The sequence below is a fragment of the Streptomyces sp. NPDC008137 genome, from assembly GCF_042957035.1.
Taxonomy (GTDB): Bacteria; Actinomycetota; Actinomycetes; order Streptomycetales; family Streptomycetaceae; genus Streptomyces.
This window is the reverse complement of record NZ_JBIBHN010000011.1, coordinates 84,394-103,078: the sequence shown is the minus strand read 5'-3', so window position 1 is coordinate 103,078 and position 18,685 is coordinate 84,394. Positions and strand designations below refer to the sequence as shown.

Here is an 18,685-nt window from a genome sequence, read left to right as displayed (position 1 = left end):
GGCAGGCACCATCTGTGTTCCGCACGCCTTTGTGCGGGACGTACTTGGGTCGCGCGCGTCAGACCATCAGCGCACGGTCCGTCGGGCGGATCGGAGCGGGCAGCTCGCTGGCGCCCGTGAGGTGGCGGTCCACCCCGCGCGCGGCCGAGCGGCCCTCCGCGATCGCCCAGACGATGAGCGACTGGCCGCGGCCCGCGTCACCGGCGACGAACACGCCCGGCACGTTGGTCTGGTAGTCGCCGTCGCGGGCGATGTTGCCGCGCTCGTCGAGGTCCAGGCCGAACTGGTCCACGAGGCCGTTGTCCCGGTCGGTGCCGGTGAAGCCCATGGCGAGGGTGACCAGCTGGGCGGGGATCTTGCGCTCGGAGCCCGGCTTCGGGGTCAGCTTGCCGTCGATGAACTCCACCTCGGTGAGGTGCAGCCACTGGACGTTGCCGTCCTCGTCGCCCTCGAAGTGGGTCGTCGACACCGAGTAGACGCGGTCGCCGCCCTCCTCGTGGGCCGAGGTGACCTTGTACAGCATGGGGAAGGTCGGCCACGGCTGCGTGGCCGCGTTCCGCTCCTCGCCCGGGCGGGGCATGATCTCCAGCTGCGTGACGGAGGCCGCGCCCTGGCGGTGGGCGGTGCCCACGCAGTCAGCGCCGGTGTCGCCGCCGCCGATGACCACGACGTGCTTGCCCTCGGCCGTGATGGGGGGCGCCACGAAGTCGCCCTCCTGGACCTTGTTGGACAGGGGCAGGTACTCCATGGCCTGGTGGATGCCCTTGAGCTCGCGGCCGGGCACCGGCAGATCACGGGCCGTGGTCGCGCCGACGGCCAGGACGACCGCGTCGTAGCGCTTCTTCAAGTCCGTCGCCTTCAGATCGCGGCCGATCTCGATGCCCGTGCGGAAGCGGGTGCCCTCCGCGCGCATCTGCTCCATACGGCGGTTGATGTGCCGCTTCTCCATCTTGAACTCGGGGATGCCGTAGCGGAGGAGGCCTCCGATGCGGTCCGCGCGCTCGTAGACGGCGACGGTGTGGCCGGCCCGGGTCAGCTGCTGCGCGGCGGCCAGACCGGCCGGGCCCGAGCCGATGACCGCGACCGTCTTGCCCGAGAGGCGCTCGGGCGCCTGCGGGGCGACGTCACCGGTCTCCCACGCCTTGTCGATGATCGAGACCTCGACGTTCTTGATGGTGACGGCCGGCTGGTTGATGCCGAGCACACACGCCGACTCACAGGGAGCGGGGCACAGCCGGCCCGTGAACTCCGGGAAGTTGTTCGTCGCGTGCAGCCGCTCCGAGGCGGCGGCCCAGTCCTCGCGGTAGGCGTAGTCGTTCCACTCGGGGATGAGGTTCCCCAGCGGACAGCCGTTGTGGCAGAACGGGATGCCGCAGTCCATGCAGCGGCTGGCCTGCTTGCTGATGATGGGCAGCAGGGAGCCGGGGACGTAGACCTCGTTCCAGTCCTTGAGGCGCTCCTCGACCGGGCGGGACTTGGCGACCTCGCGGCCGTGGTTCAGAAAGCCCTTCGGGTCAGCCATTGATCGCCGCCTCCATCATCTTCTCGTGGGTCTCGGTCTCGGAGAGACCGGCTCGCTCGGCGGCGTCCTTGGCGGCGAGCACTGCCTTGTACGTGCTGGGGATGATCCTGCTGAAGCGCTCGACGGCGGTGTCCCACTCGGCCAGGAGCTTCTCGGCGACGGTCGAGCCCGTCTCCTCCTGGTGGCGGCGGACCACGTCGTGCAGCCACTGCTTGTCGGTGTCGTCCAGCGGCTCCACGGCGTCCACGTTGCCGGCGTTGACGTTGTCGCGGTCCAGGTCGATGACGTACGCGATGCCGCCGGACATGCCGGCCGCGAAGTTGCGTCCCGTCTCGCCGAGGACCACCGCGTGACCGCCGGTCATGTACTCGCAGCCGTGGTCGCCCACGCCCTCGGAGACGACCGTCGCGCCGGAGTTGCGGACGCAGAACCGCTCGCCGGTGCGACCGCGCAGGAACAGCTCGCCGCCGGTCGCGCCGTAGGCGATGGTGTTGCCCGCGATCGTCGAGTACTCGGCGAGGTGGTCGGCGCCCCGGTCCGGGCGGACGATCACCCGGCCGCCGGAGAGGCCCTTGCCGACGTAGTCGTTGGCGTCGCCCTCCAGGCGCAGCGTGACACCGCGCGGCACGAACGCGCCGAAGGACTGGCCGGCGGAACCGGTGAAGGTGATGTCGACGGTGTCCTCGGGCAGGCCCGCGCCGCCGAACTTCTTCGTCACCTCGTGGCCGAGCATGGTGCCGACCGTGCGGTTGATGTTGCGGATCTGCACCTGGGCGCGGACCGGCTGGGCCTCGGTGGCGTCCGAGGCGGACAGGGCATCGGCGGCCAGCTTGATCAGCTGGTTGTCGAGCGCCTTCTCCAGACCGTGGTCCTGGGCGATGAGCTGGTGGCGGACCGCGCCCTCGGGCAGCTCGGGCACGTGGAACAGCGGCTCCAGGTCCAGGCCCTGCGCCTTCCAGTGGTCGACGGCGCGGGTGACGTCGAGGGCCTCGGCGTGGCCGACGGCCTCCTCGATGGAGCGGAAGCCCAGCTCGGCGAGGATCTCGCGGACCTCTTCGGCGATGTACTTGAAGAAGTTCACGACGTACTCGGCCTTGCCGGTGTACCGCTCGCGCAGCGTCGGGTTCTGCGTGGCGATGCCGACCGGGCAGGTGTCCAGGTGGCAGACGCGCATCATGACGCAGCCGGAGACGACGAGCGGCGCGGTCGCGAAACCGAACTCCTCGGCGCCGAGCAGCGCGGCGATCACCACGTCGCGGCCGGTCTTGAGCTGGCCGTCGGTCTGCACGACGATGCGGTCGCGCAGGCCGTTGAGCAGCAGCGTCTGCTGGGTCTCGGCGAGGCCGAGCTCCCAGGGACCGCCGGCGTGCTTGAGCGACGTCAGCGGCGAGGCACCCGTACCACCGTCGTGGCCGGAGATCAGGACGACGTCCGCGTGTGCCTTGGAGACACCCGCGGCGACCGTGCCGACGCCGACCTCCGAGACCAGCTTGACGTGAATCCGCGCCTGCGGGTTCGCGTTCTTCAGGTCGTGGATCAGCTGGGCCAGGTCCTCGATGGAGTAGATGTCGTGGTGCGGGGGCGGCGAGATGAGGCCGACGCCCGGCGTCGAGTGCCGCGTCTTGGCGACCCACGGGTAGACCTTGTGGCCGGGCAGCTGGCCGCCCTCGCCGGGCTTGGCGCCCTGGGCCATCTTGATCTGGATGTCGTCCGCGTTGACCAGGTACTCGGAGGTCACACCGAAGCGGCCGGAGGCGACCTGCTTGATGGACGACCGGCGGGCCGGGTCGTACAGCCGCTCCGGGTCCTCGCCGCCCTCACCGGTGTTGGACTTGCCGCCCAGCTGGTTCATGGCGATGGCGAGGGTCTCGTGCGCCTCCTGGGAGATGGAGCCGTACGACATGGCGCCCGTGGAGAACCGCTTGACGATCTCGGAGACCGGCTCGACCTCGTCGATGGAGATCGGCTCGCGGCCCGACTTGAAGCCGAACAGGCCGCGCAGCGTCATCAGCCGCTCGGACTGCTCGTTCACGCGCTCGGTGTACTTCTTGAAGATGTCGTAGCGGCCGGCGCGCGTGGAGTGCTGGAGGCGGAAGACCGTGTCCGGGTCGAACAGGTGCGGCTCGCCCTCGCGGCGCCACTGGTACTCGCCGCCTATCTCCAGCGCGCGGTGCGCCGGGGCGATGCCGGAGGCCGGGTAGGCCTTGGCGTGGCGGGCGGCGACCTCCTTGGCGACGACGTCGATGCCGACGCCGCCGATCTTGGTGGCGGTGCCGTTGAAGTACTTCTCGACGAAGGTCTCGTCCAGGCCGACGGCCTCGAAGACCTGAGCGCCGCGGTAGGAGGCGACGGTCGAGATGCCCATCTTGGACATGACCTTCAGCACGCCCTTGCCGAGGGCGTAGATGAGGTTGCGGATGGCCTTCTCGGCCTCGATGCCGGGCAGGAAGGTGCCGGCGCGGACCAGGTCCTCGACGGACTCCATCGCCAGGTAGGGGTTGACGGCGGCGGCGCCGTAGCCGATGAGCAGGGCGACGTGGTGGACCTCGCGGACGTCACCGGCCTCGACCAGCAGGCCCACCTGGGTGCGCTGCTTGGTGCGGATGAGGTGGTGGTGGACGGCCGCGGTGAGCAGCAGCGACGGGATCGGCGCGTGCTCGGCGTCCGAGTGGCGGTCCGACAGGACGATGAGGCGGGCGCCGTTCTCTATGGCGGCGTCGGCCTCGGCGCAGATCTCCTCGATGCGCGCGGCCAGCGCGTCACCGCCGCCGTGCACCCGGTACAGGCCGGACAGCGTCGCGGCCTTGAAGCCGGGCATGTCGCCGTCGGCGTTGATGTGGATGAGCTTGGCCAGCTCGTCGTTGTCGATCACCGGGAAGGGCAGCACGACGCTGCGGCAGGAGGCCGCGTTCGGGTCGAGCAGGTTGCCCTGCGGGCCCAGCGCGGAGCGCAGCGAGGTGACGAGCTCCTCACGGATCGCGTCCAGCGGCGGGTTGGTGACCTGCGCGAACAGCTGGGTGAAGTAGTCGAAGAGCAGCCGCGGGCGGTCCGAGAGCGCCGCGATCGGCGAGTCGGTGCCCATCGAGCCGATCGGCTCGGCGCCGGCCTTGGCCATCGGCGCGAGGAGGACGCGCAGTTCCTCCTCGGTGTAGCCGAAGGTCTGCTGGCGGCGGGTGACCGAGGCGTGGGTGTGGACGATGTGCTCGCGCTCGGGCAGGTCGCCCAGCTCGATCTCGCCGGCCTCCAGCCACTCCGCGTACGGGTTCTCGGCGGCGAGCTCGGCCTTGATCTCGTCGTCCTCGATGATGCGGTGCTCGGCGGTGTCGACGAGGAACATGCGGCCGGGCTGGAGGCGGCCCTTGCGGACGACCTTGGCCGGGTCGATGTCCAGGACGCCGACCTCGGAGCCGAGGACGACGAGGCCGTCGTCGGTGACCCAGTAGCGGCCGGGGCGCAGGCCGTTGCGGTCGAGGACCGCGCCGACCTGGGTGCCGTCGGTGAAGGTGACACAGGCCGGGCCGTCCCAGGGCTCCATCATCGTGGAGTGGTACTGGTAGAAGGCGCGCCGGGCCGGGTCCATGGAGTCGTGGTTCTCCCACGCCTCCGGGATCATCATCAGCACGGAGTGCGGCAGGGAACGGCCGCCCAGGTGCAGGAGTTCGAGGACCTCGTCGAAGGAGGCGGAGTCGGAGGCGTCCGGCGTACAGACCGGGAAGATCCGCTCGAGGGCCTTGTCGTCGGACCCGAACAGGTCGGAGACCAGCTGCGACTCGCGGGCGACCATCCAGTTGCGGTTGCCCTTGACGGTGTTGATCTCACCGTTGTGCGCGACGAAGCGGTACGGGTGGGCCAGCGGCCACGACGGGAACGTGTTCGTCGAGAACCGGGAGTGCACGAGCGCGACCGCGGAGGCGAACCGGCGGTCGGACAGGTCCGGGAAGAAGGGCTCCAGCTGGCCGGTGGTCAGCATGCCCTTGTAGACGATGGTCCGCGCGGACAGCGACGGGAAGTACACGCCGGCCTCGCGCTCGGCGCGCTTGCGCAGCACGAACGCCTTGCGGTCCAGGGCGATGTCCGTCGAGGAACCGTCCGAGACGAAGATCTGGCGGAAGACCGGCATGGTCGACCGGGCGGTGGCGCCCAGCAGCTGGGGAGCGACCGGCACCTCGCGCCAGCCGAGCACGGTGAGGCCCTCTTCGGACGCGATCGTCTCGATCTTCGAGACGGCGTCGGCGGTGGAGTCCTCCGGCAGGAAGGCGATACCGACGGCGTATCCGCCGGCCTCGGGCAGCTCGAATCCGGCCACGTCACGGAAGAAGGCGTCCGGAACCTGCGACAGGATGCCGGCGCCGTCGCCGGAGTCGGGCTCGGAGCCGGTGGCACCGCGGTGTTCGAGGTTGCGCAGGACGGTCAGAGCCTGCTCGACCAGCGTGTGGGACGCCTCGCCTGTGAGGGTGGCGACGAAGCCGACGCCGCAGGCGTCGTGCTCGTTGCGGGGGTCGTACATACCCTGCGCAGCAGGGCGAGCATCCATGAACGACCAGTTCTGGCCATTCGCGGAGTGCTGGGACGGCTGGCGCGGCGTACGCATCGGCTCTCCCGTCGTCGTCATGTGGCATATGCAAAGTGCCGAGGGACGACGTTGGCCCTCTGCGTGATCGCAAAATTTCGTGCAGGTTACATGATGGAGCGGTTCTCGGGAAGCGGGATAATCCGTTCCAACATGCGGACACCGCGGGTGCGCGGCAGGGGTTCCGCGCCGACGGTGGAAGCTATGGGGGCCAGTACGGAACGACCGGGTGAGATCGATGCCCGTCGGGCCCGACGGCGGGAACAGGCGCCTTCGCCCATCCCGCTGGGGGTGCGCGGCGAGCGTCATTGCCCGCAGCGCTTACGGCTCATGCCCCGTGGTTGCACATCCGAAACCAGCGAGTAACGGCTACTTATACGGTCCCATGCATAAGTCCGAGCCGAACTATCCTACGGCCGTTCCGAACAGAGCGCCCAGGGCGTACGTCACACCGGCCGCCGCGCCTCCCAGGAGCAGCTGCCGCAGCCCGCTGTACCACCAGGTGCGGGCCGTCACCTTGGCCACCACCGCGCCGCACAGGAAAAGCCCCAGCAGCGCCAGGAGCACGGCGGGCCACAGGGTGCTCGCACCCAGCAGATACGGCAGTACGGGGACCAGCGCGCCCAGCGCGAAGGAGCCGAAGCTCGACACCGCGGCGACGGTGGGCGAGGGCAGATCGCCGGGGTCGATGCCCAGCTCCTCCCGGGCGTGGATCTCCAGCGCCTGCTCGGGATCCTTCGACAGCTGCCGGGCGACCTCCCGGGCCAGCTCCGGCTCGACTCCCCTCCCCTCGTAGAGCGAGGCGAGCTCGGCCTCCTCGTCCTTCGGGTGCTTGCGCAGCTCGCGCCGCTCCACGTCCAGCTCGGCCTCGACGAGCTCGCGCTGCGAGGCGACGGAGGTGTACTCGCCGGCGGCCATGGAGAAGGCGCCGGCGGCCAGACCCGCGAGTCCGGTGAGGACCACGGTCTGCTGACTCACGGACCCGCCCGCGACGCCGGTCATCAGGGCCAGGTTGGAGACGAGGCCGTCCATCGCGCCGAACACCGCGGGACGCAGCCAGCCGCCGTTCACGTCCCGGTGCGTGTGGTTGTCCCGGTGCGCCTCGTGCAGCGTCGCCTCGGTCTCGATGATGGCCATGAAAGATCCCCGATTTCCTTGCTTCAACGGCGTCTTTGGACGAGTTCCAGATTTTTACAACAAACAAAATACGCCGTGAATTCCGGCGCCGCCAGCAAGGAAAGGCTGGGCTAACCTGCGGTTTTACCCTTTTCCGCTCACTTGATCACGGCTCTGCGCAGATGTCGACCGGGTGATGCTGCGGCTCCCGAGGCTCGGGGCGGTCGCCGGAGTGGGACACATGCCGTATGGCATCGATCGCCTGCATCCCCTCCGTCCCGGCGCCCGGGGACGCCGCCGAACTCCGCGCACGGGCACGAGGCGCGCTGCTGGGCCTGGCCGTCGGTGACGCCCTCGGAGCCCCGGCCGAGAACATGAAGCCGTCCGAGATCCGCGCCCGGTGGGGCCGCATCACCGGCTACGTCACTGATAACCCGTCCGGCACGGACGACACCGAGTACGCGATCTTCTCGGGCCTCCTCCTGGCCCGGCACGGCTCCGCGCTCACCCCGGCACATGTGGAGGCGGCCTGGCACGAATGGATCGCCGACCGCGACGAGGGACCCTTCCGGGGCGCCGGCTTCAGCGAACGCGGCACGCTTGAGAACCTCCGGCGAGGACTTGCCGCCCCGATCTCCGCCCAGCACCGGCACGCCTGGAGCGACGGCCTTGCCATGCGCGCGGCCCCCTTCGGGGTGTTCGCGGCGGGCCGCCCGGCGGAAGCGGCCCGCCTGGTGGCGATCGACGGCTCGGTGAGCCACGACGGCGAGGGCATCTACGGCGGCCAGGCGGTGGCGGCGGGGGTGGCGGCGGCGATGGCGGGCGCTCCGGCGATCGCGGTGGTGGCCGCCGCCCTCGCGGTCGTGCCCGACGACTCGTGGACGGCCCGCTGTCTGCGCCGCGCGGTGGCGGTGGCCCACCGCGGCGAACGGGCGGTCCGCTCCGCCGTCGTCATCGGCGGCTATCCCTGGACCGATCTGGCCCCCGAGGCGGTCGCCCTCGCCTTCGGCGCGTACGCGGCGGCCGACGGCGACTTCGAACAGTCCGTCCTGACCGCGGTGAACATGGGCCGCGACGCGGACACGACGGCGGCGGTGGCGGGCGCCCTGGCGGGTGCGACGCGGGGCGTCTCGTCCATCCCAGAAGCCTGGGCCACCCCCATCGGCCCGGTCCGCGGCCGGTGCCTCCCGGCGATGGCGGGCTACCACGTACGGGACGTGGCGGACCTCCTGACAGCGGACAGCGAGACGGAGGTACTGACATGACCCCACTGGCACCGTCAGCCGCCGACGGCGAGAAGCACCCGCAGGGGCCACCGCTCGTGGCCGCCGACGGCGACTGCGCCCCACGGGAGACCAGGACCCCTCGGGTGACAGTTACGGGCGGTGCGCGGGCGGGAGACAAGAAGGCCGAAGGCCTCCTGCTGGGACTCGCCGCCGGAGACGCCGCCGGCTGGCCCGCCGCCCGCCACAGAGCCGCCCGCATGCCCGACTGGACCCGCCGCCTCACCCGCGAACTGGACACCTTCGCCGAACACAACGCCACCACCACCCTCCCCGTCCCCATCGCCCTGAACCAACCCCCCGAACCCCTCCGCCTCGGCCCCTCGGACGACGCGGAATGGGGGGCCTTCGCCGCGGAGGCCCTCCTCCGCGCAGGCGACGACACCGTCCTGAACGACCTCAGCCGCGAACGCCGCACCCGAGCCGCCATCGACCTCACCTGGAACGCCCTCGCCGCCGAGGTCGCCGCCGCGACGGACCGCGCCCCCGAGATCGAGTCCGCCGTCCTCCCCCTGCGCGCCCGCATCTCCGTCCGCGCCGGCCTCGGCAACCTCGCCACCGGCCTGCGACCACCCGCCACCGGCCACGACAACCCGCACTACTTCGACGACGCGGCCTGTGTACGCGCCTGCGTCCTGGCCATGGCCCACCCCGGCGACCCCGTACGTGCCGCCGCCCTCGCCGAGTTCGACGCCCGCTACACCCAGGACGGCGACGGTGTGCACGGCGCCCGCGCGATGGCGGCGGCCCTCGCTCTCGCCCTGGCCGGCGCGAACGTCGACGCCTGCGTCACGGCCGCCCTCACCGAACTCCCCGAGGAGACGGAGATCGGCCGCAACGCCCGCCATGCCCTCCGCCTCGCCGCCACCGCGGACAGCGCCTTCGCCCTGGTCCCGCCCCTGGAACACCAGATCGTCGACCACGTCTACAGCTACGGCATCGCCGCCGCCGAAACGGTCCCGGTCGCCCTCGCCCTGGCCACCGCAGCCCGCGGCCGCATCGCGGAGGCGGTCCCGGCGGCGGCCTGTCTGTCCCGGGTCGCGGACTCAGCCCCGGCCCTGGCGGGCGCCCTCACCGGCGCGCTGGGCGGCGGCGCCTCGATCCCGGCCTCCTGGCGGGAGACCTGCCGCACCCTCTCGGGCTGCGTCCTGCCCCGCCTCACCGGCATCGACCTCGTAGAACTCGCCGAACTCCTGGAAGCCGCCCAACCGGCCCGCCCAGGTGGATGATGCGGCCATGAAGCCCAAACCACACCAAAACGCCCCACTGGACGAGCGGATCACCGGTGCCCTGGTGGGAGCCGCCGTCGGCGACGCCCTCGGCGGCCCGGTCGAGGGCTACTCCCCCGAGCAGATCGTCGAACGCCACGGCGGCCGCGTCCACGGCGTCGTCGGCCCCTGGCACGGCGACGCCTGGCGCACGGCACGCCCGCTCGCCCCGTACCACAAGGGCGACGGCCACGTCACCGACGACACCTTGATGACCCACGCCCTGGTCCGTGTCTACGCCCGCGTCCGCGACCACCTCGACGCCTACGCGGTCGCCGACCACCTCGTCCCCGACCTGATGACCGAGCCCCGCTGGATCCCGGAACTGGAGACCGAGGCCCTCCCCCTCCAACGGATCTTCCTGGCCGAGAAATGGCTGGTGGCGAGGATCCACTACGGCCATGCCGACCCGCGCGAGGCCGGCACCGGCAACATCGTCAACTGCGGGGCGGCGATGTACATGGCCCCGGTCGGCCTGGTCAACGCGGCCGACCCCCGTGCCGCCTACGCCGAGGCCCTCGACATCGCGGGCGCGCACCAGTCGTCGTACGGCCGTGAGGCGGCCGGCGTCCTGGCCGCGGCGGTCGCGGCGTCGTGCACGCCCGGGGCGACCCCGGACTCGGTCGTCACGACATGCCTCTCCCTCGCGAAGGACGGCACCCGCACCGCCATCGAACGGGTCTGCGAGGAGGCCTCCCGGCACACGGACTTCGAGTCGGCGCTGCGCCCCCTGCGCGAGGCGGTGGCCCCCTACGACACGGTGGGCCCCGACTACCGGTCCCCCTCCCTCGGCGCCCGCCGCCCCTCCCGTCTGCACGCGATCGAGGAACTCCCCGTAGCCCTGGGCATGTTGCTCGTGGCCCAGGGCGACTACCGCCACGCGGTCCTCGGCTCGGTGAACTACGGCCGTGACTGCGACTCCATCGCCACGATGGCGGGGGCCATGGCCGGCGCGCTCGGCTCGCCGATCCCCGAGGACTGGTCCAAGACGGTCGCGGAGGCCAGCCGCCTGGACCTCTGGGAACCGGCCACGACCCTCACGGCCGTCACCCGCGAGATCTTCGCCCGGGACGTGTCCCGCCGCCGCACCCACGAACAGGCCTTCGCCTCCCTCGGAGGCCCGGAATGCTCCGACTGACCTGGGTCCAGCCGGAGGACCTGATCGGCCACGAACTCCGCCAGGCATCGCAGGACGGCCGCGAACCGAAGGCGATCGCGGCCCGCTGGAAAGCGGCAGGCGGCCCGGAGGCGCCACTCACAGCAGGCGCGTCCCCGACCCCGGCATCCCGCTACCTCCGCCAGTTGGCGAAAGACCTCCTGGACGAACTGGCGGACCTGCCGAGCACCCTGACGGACGACGAGCCAACGGACCTGGAGGAGATCAGGTCGGCCTGCGCCAACTGGCCTGAGCCTGCGGGCAGTCGTGCCGCTGGGGCGGCACGGGTGGGCGCAGGCGGCACCCCGCCAGCGCGGGCGAGCGACCCAACCCCCACCCCCACTACCACGCCGCAGCACCTCGAAGCCGCCTGGCTGGGCCGAGCCGCCGGCTGCCTCCTGGGCAAACCAGTCGAGAAACTCCCCCTGGAAGCCATCCGCCAGTTGGCCCGCTCAACAGGCAACTGGCCCCTCACCACCTACTTCACAGCCAAGGGCGTCCCCGCAGACCTCCTCAAGCAGCACCCCTGGAACCGCCGCTCGGCGACAACCTCCCTCGCCGAGAACATCGACGGCATGCCCGAGGACGACGACCTCAACTACCCCCTCCTCAACCTCCTCGTCCTCCAACGCCACGGCAGCAGCTTCACCACCACGGACGTGGCCCGCACCTGGCTCGACGAACTCCCCGCCGGCCGCACCTTCACCGCCGAGCGCGTCGCCTACCGCAACCTCCTCTCCGGCCTGGAACCCCCGCACACCGCCCGCCACCGCAACCCGTTCCGCGAATGGATCGGCGCCCTGATCCGCGCCGACGTGCACGGCTGGACCAACCCCGGCGACCCGGCCGCCGCCGCCGAACGGGCCCACCGCGACGCCACCCTCACCCACACCGCCAACGGCGTCTACGCGGCGATGTTCACGGCGGCCGCCATCGCGACGGCGGCGACAGGCGAACACGACATCCACACCTGCCTCCGCACCGGCCTGGCCGTCGTCCCGCCACGCTCCCGCCTGGCCCAGGCCGTCCGCCGCGCCATCCAACTGGCCCACGAGCAAGCGGACTTCGACACGGTCGTCGACGAACTCCACGCCGCCCACTCCCCCACGTACCACTGGGTCCACGCCGTCCCCAACACGGCCCTCATCGCCGCCGCCCTCACCCACGCGAACGGCGACTTCCCCGGCTCCGTCTGCCGTGCCGTGAGCGGCGGTTGGGACACCGACTCCAACGGCGCGACGGCCGGCAGCGTCGCCGGCCTGCTGGCCGGACACCCGGCGGCCCTCCCCGACCGCTGGACGGCCCCGTTGAAGAACCGTCTCGCCACATCCATCGGCGACTTCGACGGCATCGGCTTCGACGCACTCGCCCACCTCACGCACCGGGAGACCCACCACCCATGACCGCTGCCACGACCACGACCGCGCCCATGCCCGCCCCGCTCACCGGCCTCCGCGTCCTCGACCTCGCCACCCTCTTCGCCGGCCCGCTCGCCGCCACCCTGCTCGGCGATTTCGGCGCCGAGGTCGTCAAGGTCGAGCACCCGTCGAAACCGGACCCCTCCCGCGGCCACGGCCCGTCGAAGGACGGCTTCGGCCTGTGGTGGAAGACGCTCGGCCGCAACAAGCGCACCATCACCCTGGACCTGTCGAAGCCCGGTGGCCGCGCCACCCTCCTGCGCCTCGCCGCCACCGCCGACGTGGTCGTCGAGAACTTCCGCCCCGGCACTCTGGAGAAATGGGATCTGGGCTGGCCGGAGCTGTCGGCCGTCAACCCGCGTCTGGTCCTGGCCCGGGTCACCGCGTTCGGCCAGTTCGGCCCCTACGCGCACCGCCCCGGCTTCGGCACCCTCGCCGAGGCGATGAGCGGCTTCGCCGCGATCACCGGCGAACCGGACGCGCCCCCGACCCTGCCGCCGTTCGGCCTGGCCGACTCCATCGCGGGCCTGACGACGGCGTACGCGGTGATGACGGCGCTGGCGGCACGCGAGCGCACCGGCGAGGGCCAGGTCGTCGACCTGGCCCTGATCGAACCGATCCTGGCCGCCCTGGGCCCCCAGCCCCTCTGGTACGACCAGCTCGGCCACGTCCAGCCCCGCACCGGCAACCGCTCCCCCAACAACGCCCCGCGCGGCGTCTACCGCACCGCGGACGGCGCCTGGGTCGCCGTCTCGGCGTCGGCCCAGTCGGTCGCGGAACGCGTGATGCACCTGGTGGGCAGACCGGAACTGATCGACGAGCCGTGGTTCGCCACGGGCGCCGACCGCGCCCGCCACGCAGACGTCCTGGACGAGGCGGTCGGCTCCTGGATCGCGGCGCGCACCCGCACGGACGTCCTGGCGGCCTTCGAGAAGGCGGAGGCGGCGGTGGCGCCGGTCCAGGACATCCGGGACGTGATGGCGGACCCGCAGTACCAGGCCCTGAACACCATCACCACCGTCGACGACCCGGAACTCGGCCCCCTGCGCATGCAGAACGTCCTCTTCCGCCTCTCCGCCACGCCCGGCGCGATCCGCTGGGCCGGCCGCCCGCACGGCGCCGACACGGACGAGGTCCTGACCGAGCTGGGCCTCACCCCGGCCGACCTCAGGGCGCTGCGCGCGGAGGGCGCCCTGTGACGGCGGCGTATCCGCTCACCTGGCTGTACGCCTCGGGAGACCGCCCGCACGTGGTGGCGAAGGCCCTCGCCTCCGGCGCCGACATCGTCGTCGTCGACCTGGAGGACGCGGTCGCCCCGGACCGCAAGGCCTACGCCCGCGCCGCCACCGCCGAGCTGCTCGGCGACCTGCCGCCGATCCCGGTCCACGTCCGCGTCAACGCCCTGGACACCCCTTGGGCCGCCGCGGACATGGCGGCCGTGGCCCGCGCGCCCGGTCTCTGCGCCCTGCGGCTCCCCAAGATCACCTCACCCGCCGAGGTGGTCCGGATCGCCGAGCGCGCGGTCCCCCCGGGGCTGCCCCTGTACGCCCTCCTGGAGACGGCCCTCGGTGTGGAACAGGCATACGCCGTCGCCGCCGCCCATCCGTCCCTGCGGGGCATCGCGCTCGGGGAGGCGGACCTGCGGGCCGACCTGGGCGTACGGGACGACGCGGGGCTCGACTGGTCCCGCTCCCGGGTGATCGTGGCCGCCCGGGCGGCAGGCCTGCCCCCGCCGGCGCAGTCGGTCCACCCGGACGTCCGCGACCTGGCCGGCCTGGCCGCCTCCTGCGCCCACGGCCGCGCCCTGGGCTTCCTGGGCCGCGCCGCGATCCACCCCCGTCAGCTGCCGGTCATCGAGCGTGCGTATCTGCCCACCGAGGCGGAGATCGAACACGCGGAGACGATCCTCAAGGCGGCGGCGGCACAGCAGGGCGCCCAGGCCCTCCCGGACGGCTGCTTCGTCGACGCGGCGGTGGTGACGGCGGCCCAGCGCACCCTGTCCCTGGCCCGCCGCCGCTGAGACACACCGAGGGCGCCCGGACATATCTCCGGGCGCCCTCGGTCACACATACACGTACGGCGGACGGTCAGGTCTTCTTCGCCGACCCGGCCCCGTCCTTGGCCTCGTCGTCCTTGGCCTCGCCGTCCTCGTCGGCGCCGTCACCGGCCTTCTCCCCCTTGGCGGCCTCACCGCCGGAGGCCTCCGCACCGGGCTCCACGACCTCTTCCCGGCCAGGGCTCTTCTTCGCCGAGATCACCAGGTAGGCGACCGCGAGCAGGAACACCAGGATCGCGGTCCACACGTTCAGCCGGAGGCCGAGGATGTGGTGGGCGTCGTCGACGCGCATGTACTCGATCCACCCGCGCCCCGCGCAGTACGCGGCGACGTACAGCGCGAACGCCCGCCCGTGTCCGAGCCGGAAGCGGCGGTCGGCCCAGATGACGAGGACCGCGACGCCGATGCACCACAGCGACTCGTACAGGAACGTCGGGTGGTAGGTGCCCGGCACCCGCCCGTCCGCCGAGGACGTGATCTCCAGGGCCCACGGCAGATCGGTCGGCTTGCCGTACAGCTCCTGGTTGAACCAGTTGCCCCAGCGGCCGATGGCCTGCGCGAGGGCGATGCCCGGGGCGACGGCGTCGGCGTAGGCCGGCATCGGGATGCCCCGGCGGCGGCAGCCGATCCACGCGCCCAGCGCGCCCAGCGCGATCGCGCCCCAGATGCCGAGACCGCCCTCCCAGATCTTGAAGGCGTCCACCCAGTCACGGCCCTCGCTGAAGTACAGCTCGTAGTCCGTGATCACGTGGTAGAGCCGGCCGCCGACCAAGCCGAAGGGCACGGCCCAGACCGCGATGTCGGCCACCGTGCCGGACCGCCCGCCCCGGGCGACCCAGCGCTTGTTGCCGAGCCAGACGGCAACGAAGACGCCGATGATGATGCAGAACGCGTAGCCGCGCAGCGGGACGGGGCCGAGGTACAGCACCCCGCGCGACGGGCTGGGAATGAAGGCAAGTTCCATGGCAAGGTCGACGCTACCCTGCCGCACCGGGCCCACGGCAGGCAGCCCGGCTACGGGTCCATAACGGGGGCGTGAGAAAAGCCTTTACCCCTTGTTCGCCTCCAGCACCATCTGCTTCAGCTTCGCCGGGGTCATCGCCCGGTCCTGGTAGACGTTCTCGCCCTTGAACAGCACGGTCGGCGTGCCCGAGAAGCCGCCCTTGTTGAAGGCCTGGTGGGACTTGGCGACCCAGCCCTTGTGCGTGCCGTCCTGCACGCACGTGCGGAAGGCGGGGGTGTCCAGGCCGTCGACCTTGCCGGCCAGTTCGATCAGCTTGTCGTTGTCGGCGTAGGTGTCCTCGACCTCGGGGGGCTGGTTGTCGAAGAGCACGTCGTGGTACGCGGGGTACTTCCCGGCGTCCTGGGCGCAGGCCGCGGCGTTGGCCGCGTTGCGGGAGCCGGTGCCGCCCATGTTGCCGTCGATGAGGGTGACCAGGTGGTAGTCCACCTTCAGCTCGCCGGCCTTCGTCAGCTCGTGGATCACCGGCCGGTACGTCGTCTCGAAGGACTTGCAGGCCGGGCAGCGGAAGTCCTCCCACACCGTGAGCGTGGACTTGGCGCTGTCCTTGCCGACCGGGATGGCGAGACCGTCCTTGCCCTGCGCTCCCGAGGGAGCCACGACCGGGCCCGACGCCTCGCTCTCGTCCTCCTTGCCGGCGTTGGCGGCGACAACGCCGATCACCGCCGCGAGACCCAGGACGGCGACGACGGCCCCGCCCACGATCAGCGCGCGCCGGCGCTTGTCCGCGGACTTCTGCTTCTCGCGCTCGACCGCCAGCTTCTCCCGGGCGGTGCGCTTTCCCTCACGGTTCTTCTCGCTCACACCCCGGAAACGAACCGGGGAGGCGCACCGCGCCTCCCCGGCCCCAGGACCACCCGTACGAGGGACCGGTATGACTTCCCGGTTTCTTACGCCTGTCGGCGCACACCCTTCGCGAGGTCGCCGGCGAGCGCGCGGACGGCCTCGACACCGGCCGCGTCGTCCGGCGCGTCCAGCATGGCCTTGACGAACGCCGAGCCGACGATCACGCCGTCGGCGAAGCGGGCGACCTCGGCCGCCTGGGTGGCGTTGGAGACGCCGAGCCCCACGCAGACCGGCAGGCCGGTGCCGGTGGCGCGGGTGCGTTCCACCAGGTTCTCGGCCTGCGAGCTGACGGTCGCGCGGGTGCCGGTGACGCCCATGAGGGAGGCGGCGTAGACGAAGCCGCTGCCCGCGGCGGTGATGTCCGCGAGCCGCTCGTCCTTGCTGCTGGGCGCGACGACGAAGACCGTGGCGAGCCCGTGCTTCTGAGCGTGCTCCCTCCACAGCGCCGACTCCTGCACGGGCAGGTCGGGCAGGATGCACCCGGCGCCGCCCGCCTCGGCGAGCTCGGCGGTGAAGCGCTCGACGCCGTAGCGGTCGATGGGGTTCCAGTACGTCATGACCAGGATGGGCTTGCCGGTGGCCCGGTGGGCCTCGCGGACGGTGCGCATCACGTCGGCGATCTTGACGCCGCCGCGCAGGGCGATGTCGTCGGCGGTCTGGATGACGGGGCCGTCGAGGACGGGGTCGCTGTGCGGCAGGCCCACCTCGACGACGTCGGCGCCGCCGTCGATGACCGCCTTGATGGCCTCGATACCGCCGTCCACGGTCGGGAACCCGGCCGGGAGGTAGGCGATGAGGGCGGAACGCCCTTCGGACTTCGCCGTGGCGAGCGTGTCCGTCAACAGCTGGATGTTGCCGCTCACTTGGCGTCCCCCTCGATCTCGGCGGTGTCGGTGTCCGCGTCGGCGGCGACCTCGGCGTCGGTGTCGTAGAGGCCGAAGTAGCGGGCGGCGGTGTCCATGTCCTTGTCGCCGCGGCCGGACAGGTTGACCACGATCAGCCCGTCCTTGCCCAGCTCCTTGCCGACCTCCAGGGCACCGGCCAGCGCGTGGGCGCTCTCGATGGCCGGGATGATGCCCTCGGTGCGGGACAGCAGACGCAGGGCCTGCATGGCCGCGTCGTCCGTGACCGCGCGGTACTCGCCGCGGCCGGAGTCCTTGAGGTAGGAGTGCTCGGGGCCGATGCCCGGGTAGTCCAGACCGGCCGAGATCGAGTACGGCTCGGTGATCTGGCCCTCCTCGTCCTGGAGGACGTACGAGCGCGAGCCGTGCAGGATGCCGGGCTCGCCGGCGGTGAGGGTGGCCGCGTGCTCACCGGTCTCGACGCCGTGGCCCGCCGGTTCGCAGCCGATGAGGCGTACGTCCGCGTCCGGGATGAACGCGTGGAAGAGGCCGATGGCGTTGGAGCCGCCGCCGACGCAGGCGACGGCCGCGTCGGGGAGGCGCCCGGCGCGCTCCAGGAGCTGGCGGCGGGTCTCGACGCCGATGACGCGGTGGAAGTCGCGGACCATGGCCGGGAAGGGGTGCGGGCCGGCGACCGTACCGAAGAGGTAGTGCGTGTGGTCGACGTTGGCGACCCAGTCGCGGAAGGCCTCGTTGATGGCGTCCTTCAGCGTGCGGCTGCCGGACTTCACGGCGATGACCTCGGCGCCGAGCATGCGCATGCGGGCGACGTTGAGGGCCTGGCGCTGGGTGTCGATCTCGCCCATGTAGATCGTGCAGTCGAGGCCGAAGAGCGCGCAGGCGGTGGCCGTGGCGACGCCGTGCTGGCCGGCGCCGGTCTCGGCGATGACGCGGGTCTTGCCCATGCGCTTGGTGAGCAGAGCCTGGCCGAGCACGTTGTTGATCTTGTGGGAGCCGGTGTGGTTGAGGTCTTCCCGCTTCAGGAAGATCCGGGCGCCGCCGGCGTGCTCGGCGAACCGGGGCACCTCCGTGAGCGCCGAGGGGCGGCCGGTGTAGTTGACCAGGAGGTCGTCGAGTTCCTTGGCGAACTCGGGGTCGTGCTTGGCCTTGTCGTACTCGACGGCCACTTCGTCGACTGCGGCGACGAGGGCCTCGGGGATGAACTTGCCGCCGAACGCCCCGAAGTAGCCTTCGGGGCTGGGGGTTTGACCCTCGGGGTCGGGGATGAAGAACTGGCTGGGCATGCGGAAACCTTCACGGTGAGTGTGTGGGTGTGCACTATTCGCCGTGGGGGCAAGGGTCTCAGTCGGCTGCGGGCCCGCTGTGGCCGTTCGCGCAGTTCCCCGCGCCCCCAGAAACAGGGCGCTGCTGCCATCGCATGCCATTCACCTGGCCCGGCTCGTCACCGATGACGTAGCGCACGCGGCGGCCGTGGACCCGGCGGGCCGGGGCGCGGCAGCCGCGGGGGCGGCAGCCGCGCGCGAGGCGGGCGTACCGGTCCACGGTCGTCAGGGTGGGAGTCATCGG

Annotated in this window: 14 protein-coding genes; 6 read left to right on the top strand and 8 right to left on the bottom strand. The window is 71.8% G+C overall.

All coding sequences use genetic code 11. The annotated features are described in order from the left end of the window. Positions 1-58 precede the first annotated feature (58 nt). From ACFZBT_RS19925 to ACFZBT_RS19915, 3 genes are all read right to left on the bottom strand, one after another. Positions 59-1,522 carry a glutamate synthase small subunit gene (locus tag ACFZBT_RS19925; protein ID WP_391105131.1) on the bottom strand — a complete coding sequence of 488 codons (1,464 nt, stop codon included), beginning with the start codon at positions 1,520-1,522 and terminating at the stop codon, positions 59-61. Further along, positions 1,515-6,113 (bottom strand): glutamate synthase large subunit, encoded by a 4,599-nt coding sequence (gltB, locus tag ACFZBT_RS19920; protein WP_391105327.1) that lies wholly within the window; start codon positions 6,111-6,113, stop codon positions 1,515-1,517. Before gltB ends, ACFZBT_RS19925 begins: the two co-directional genes overlap by 8 nt. 384 nt (positions 6,114-6,497) lie before the next feature. After that, the gene (locus tag ACFZBT_RS19915; protein WP_391105129.1) at positions 6,498-7,229 is read right to left on the bottom strand and encodes a VIT1/CCC1 transporter family protein; all 732 of its coding nucleotides are present in this window, start codon (positions 7,227-7,229) and stop codon (positions 6,498-6,500) included. 227 nt (positions 7,230-7,456) lie between these two features. Between ACFZBT_RS19915 and ACFZBT_RS19910 the strand changes: the two genes are divergently transcribed. The 6 genes from ACFZBT_RS19910 to ACFZBT_RS19885 are packed head-to-tail and all read left to right on the top strand — an operon-like array spanning position 7,457 to position 14,353. Beyond that, the gene (locus tag ACFZBT_RS19910; RefSeq protein WP_391105127.1) at positions 7,457-8,473 is read left to right on the top strand and encodes an ADP-ribosylglycohydrolase family protein; all 1,017 of its coding nucleotides are present in this window, start codon (positions 7,457-7,459) and stop codon (positions 8,471-8,473) included. Next, positions 8,470-9,720 (top strand): ADP-ribosylglycohydrolase family protein, encoded by a 1,251-nt coding sequence (locus ACFZBT_RS19905; protein ID WP_391105125.1) that lies wholly within the window; start codon positions 8,470-8,472, stop codon positions 9,718-9,720. Before ACFZBT_RS19910 ends, ACFZBT_RS19905 begins: the two co-directional genes overlap by 4 nt. A 7-nt stretch (positions 9,721-9,727) precedes the next feature. Next, positions 9,728-10,897 (top strand): ADP-ribosylglycohydrolase family protein, encoded by a 1,170-nt coding sequence (locus tag ACFZBT_RS19900; RefSeq protein WP_391105123.1) that lies wholly within the window; start codon positions 9,728-9,730, stop codon positions 10,895-10,897. After that, positions 10,885-12,318: an ADP-ribosylglycohydrolase family protein gene (locus ACFZBT_RS19895; RefSeq protein WP_391105121.1), complete on the top strand. Its 1,434-nt coding sequence runs from the start codon at positions 10,885-10,887 to the stop codon at positions 12,316-12,318. Before ACFZBT_RS19900 ends, ACFZBT_RS19895 begins: the two co-directional genes overlap by 13 nt. After that, positions 12,315-13,532 (top strand): CoA transferase, encoded by a 1,218-nt coding sequence (locus tag ACFZBT_RS19890; RefSeq protein ID WP_391105119.1) that lies wholly within the window; start codon positions 12,315-12,317, stop codon positions 13,530-13,532. Before ACFZBT_RS19895 ends, ACFZBT_RS19890 begins: the two co-directional genes overlap by 4 nt. Continuing rightward, a complete protein-coding gene (locus ACFZBT_RS19885; protein WP_391105117.1) occupies positions 13,529-14,353 on the top strand; it encodes an aldolase/citrate lyase family protein in 825 nt (274 codons plus the stop codon). The genes ACFZBT_RS19890 and ACFZBT_RS19885 overlap by 4 nt, the downstream gene beginning before the upstream one ends. A gap of 67 nt (positions 14,354-14,420) precedes the next feature. Here the strand turns inward: ACFZBT_RS19885 and lgt are convergent, their stop codons facing one another. From lgt to trpM, 5 genes are all read right to left on the bottom strand, one after another. Beyond that, entirely contained in the window at positions 14,421-15,353 is a 933-nt protein-coding gene (gene lgt / locus ACFZBT_RS19880) for a prolipoprotein diacylglyceryl transferase (protein WP_391105115.1), read from the bottom strand. Between the two features lie 84 nt (positions 15,354-15,437). Continuing rightward, on the bottom strand, positions 15,438-16,214 hold the full coding sequence (locus tag ACFZBT_RS19875; protein WP_391105113.1) for a thioredoxin domain-containing protein: 777 nt from the start codon (positions 16,212-16,214) through the stop codon (positions 15,438-15,440). A gap of 86 nt (positions 16,215-16,300) precedes the next feature. After that, positions 16,301-17,119 (bottom strand): tryptophan synthase subunit alpha, encoded by an 819-nt coding sequence (gene trpA, locus ACFZBT_RS19870; protein WP_391105111.1) that lies wholly within the window; start codon positions 17,117-17,119, stop codon positions 16,301-16,303. Beyond that, complete coding sequence (gene trpB / locus ACFZBT_RS19865; RefSeq protein WP_391105109.1) at positions 17,116-18,402, bottom strand: tryptophan synthase subunit beta; 1,287 nt, start codon at positions 18,400-18,402, stop codon at positions 17,116-17,118. The genes trpA and trpB overlap by 4 nt, the downstream gene beginning before the upstream one ends. 58 nt (positions 18,403-18,460) lie before the next feature. Further along, positions 18,461-18,682, bottom strand: coding sequence for a tryptophan biosynthesis modulator TrpM (gene trpM, locus ACFZBT_RS19860; protein WP_391105107.1), 222 nt, complete (start codon positions 18,680-18,682; stop codon positions 18,461-18,463). Positions 18,683-18,685 lie beyond the last annotated feature (3 nt).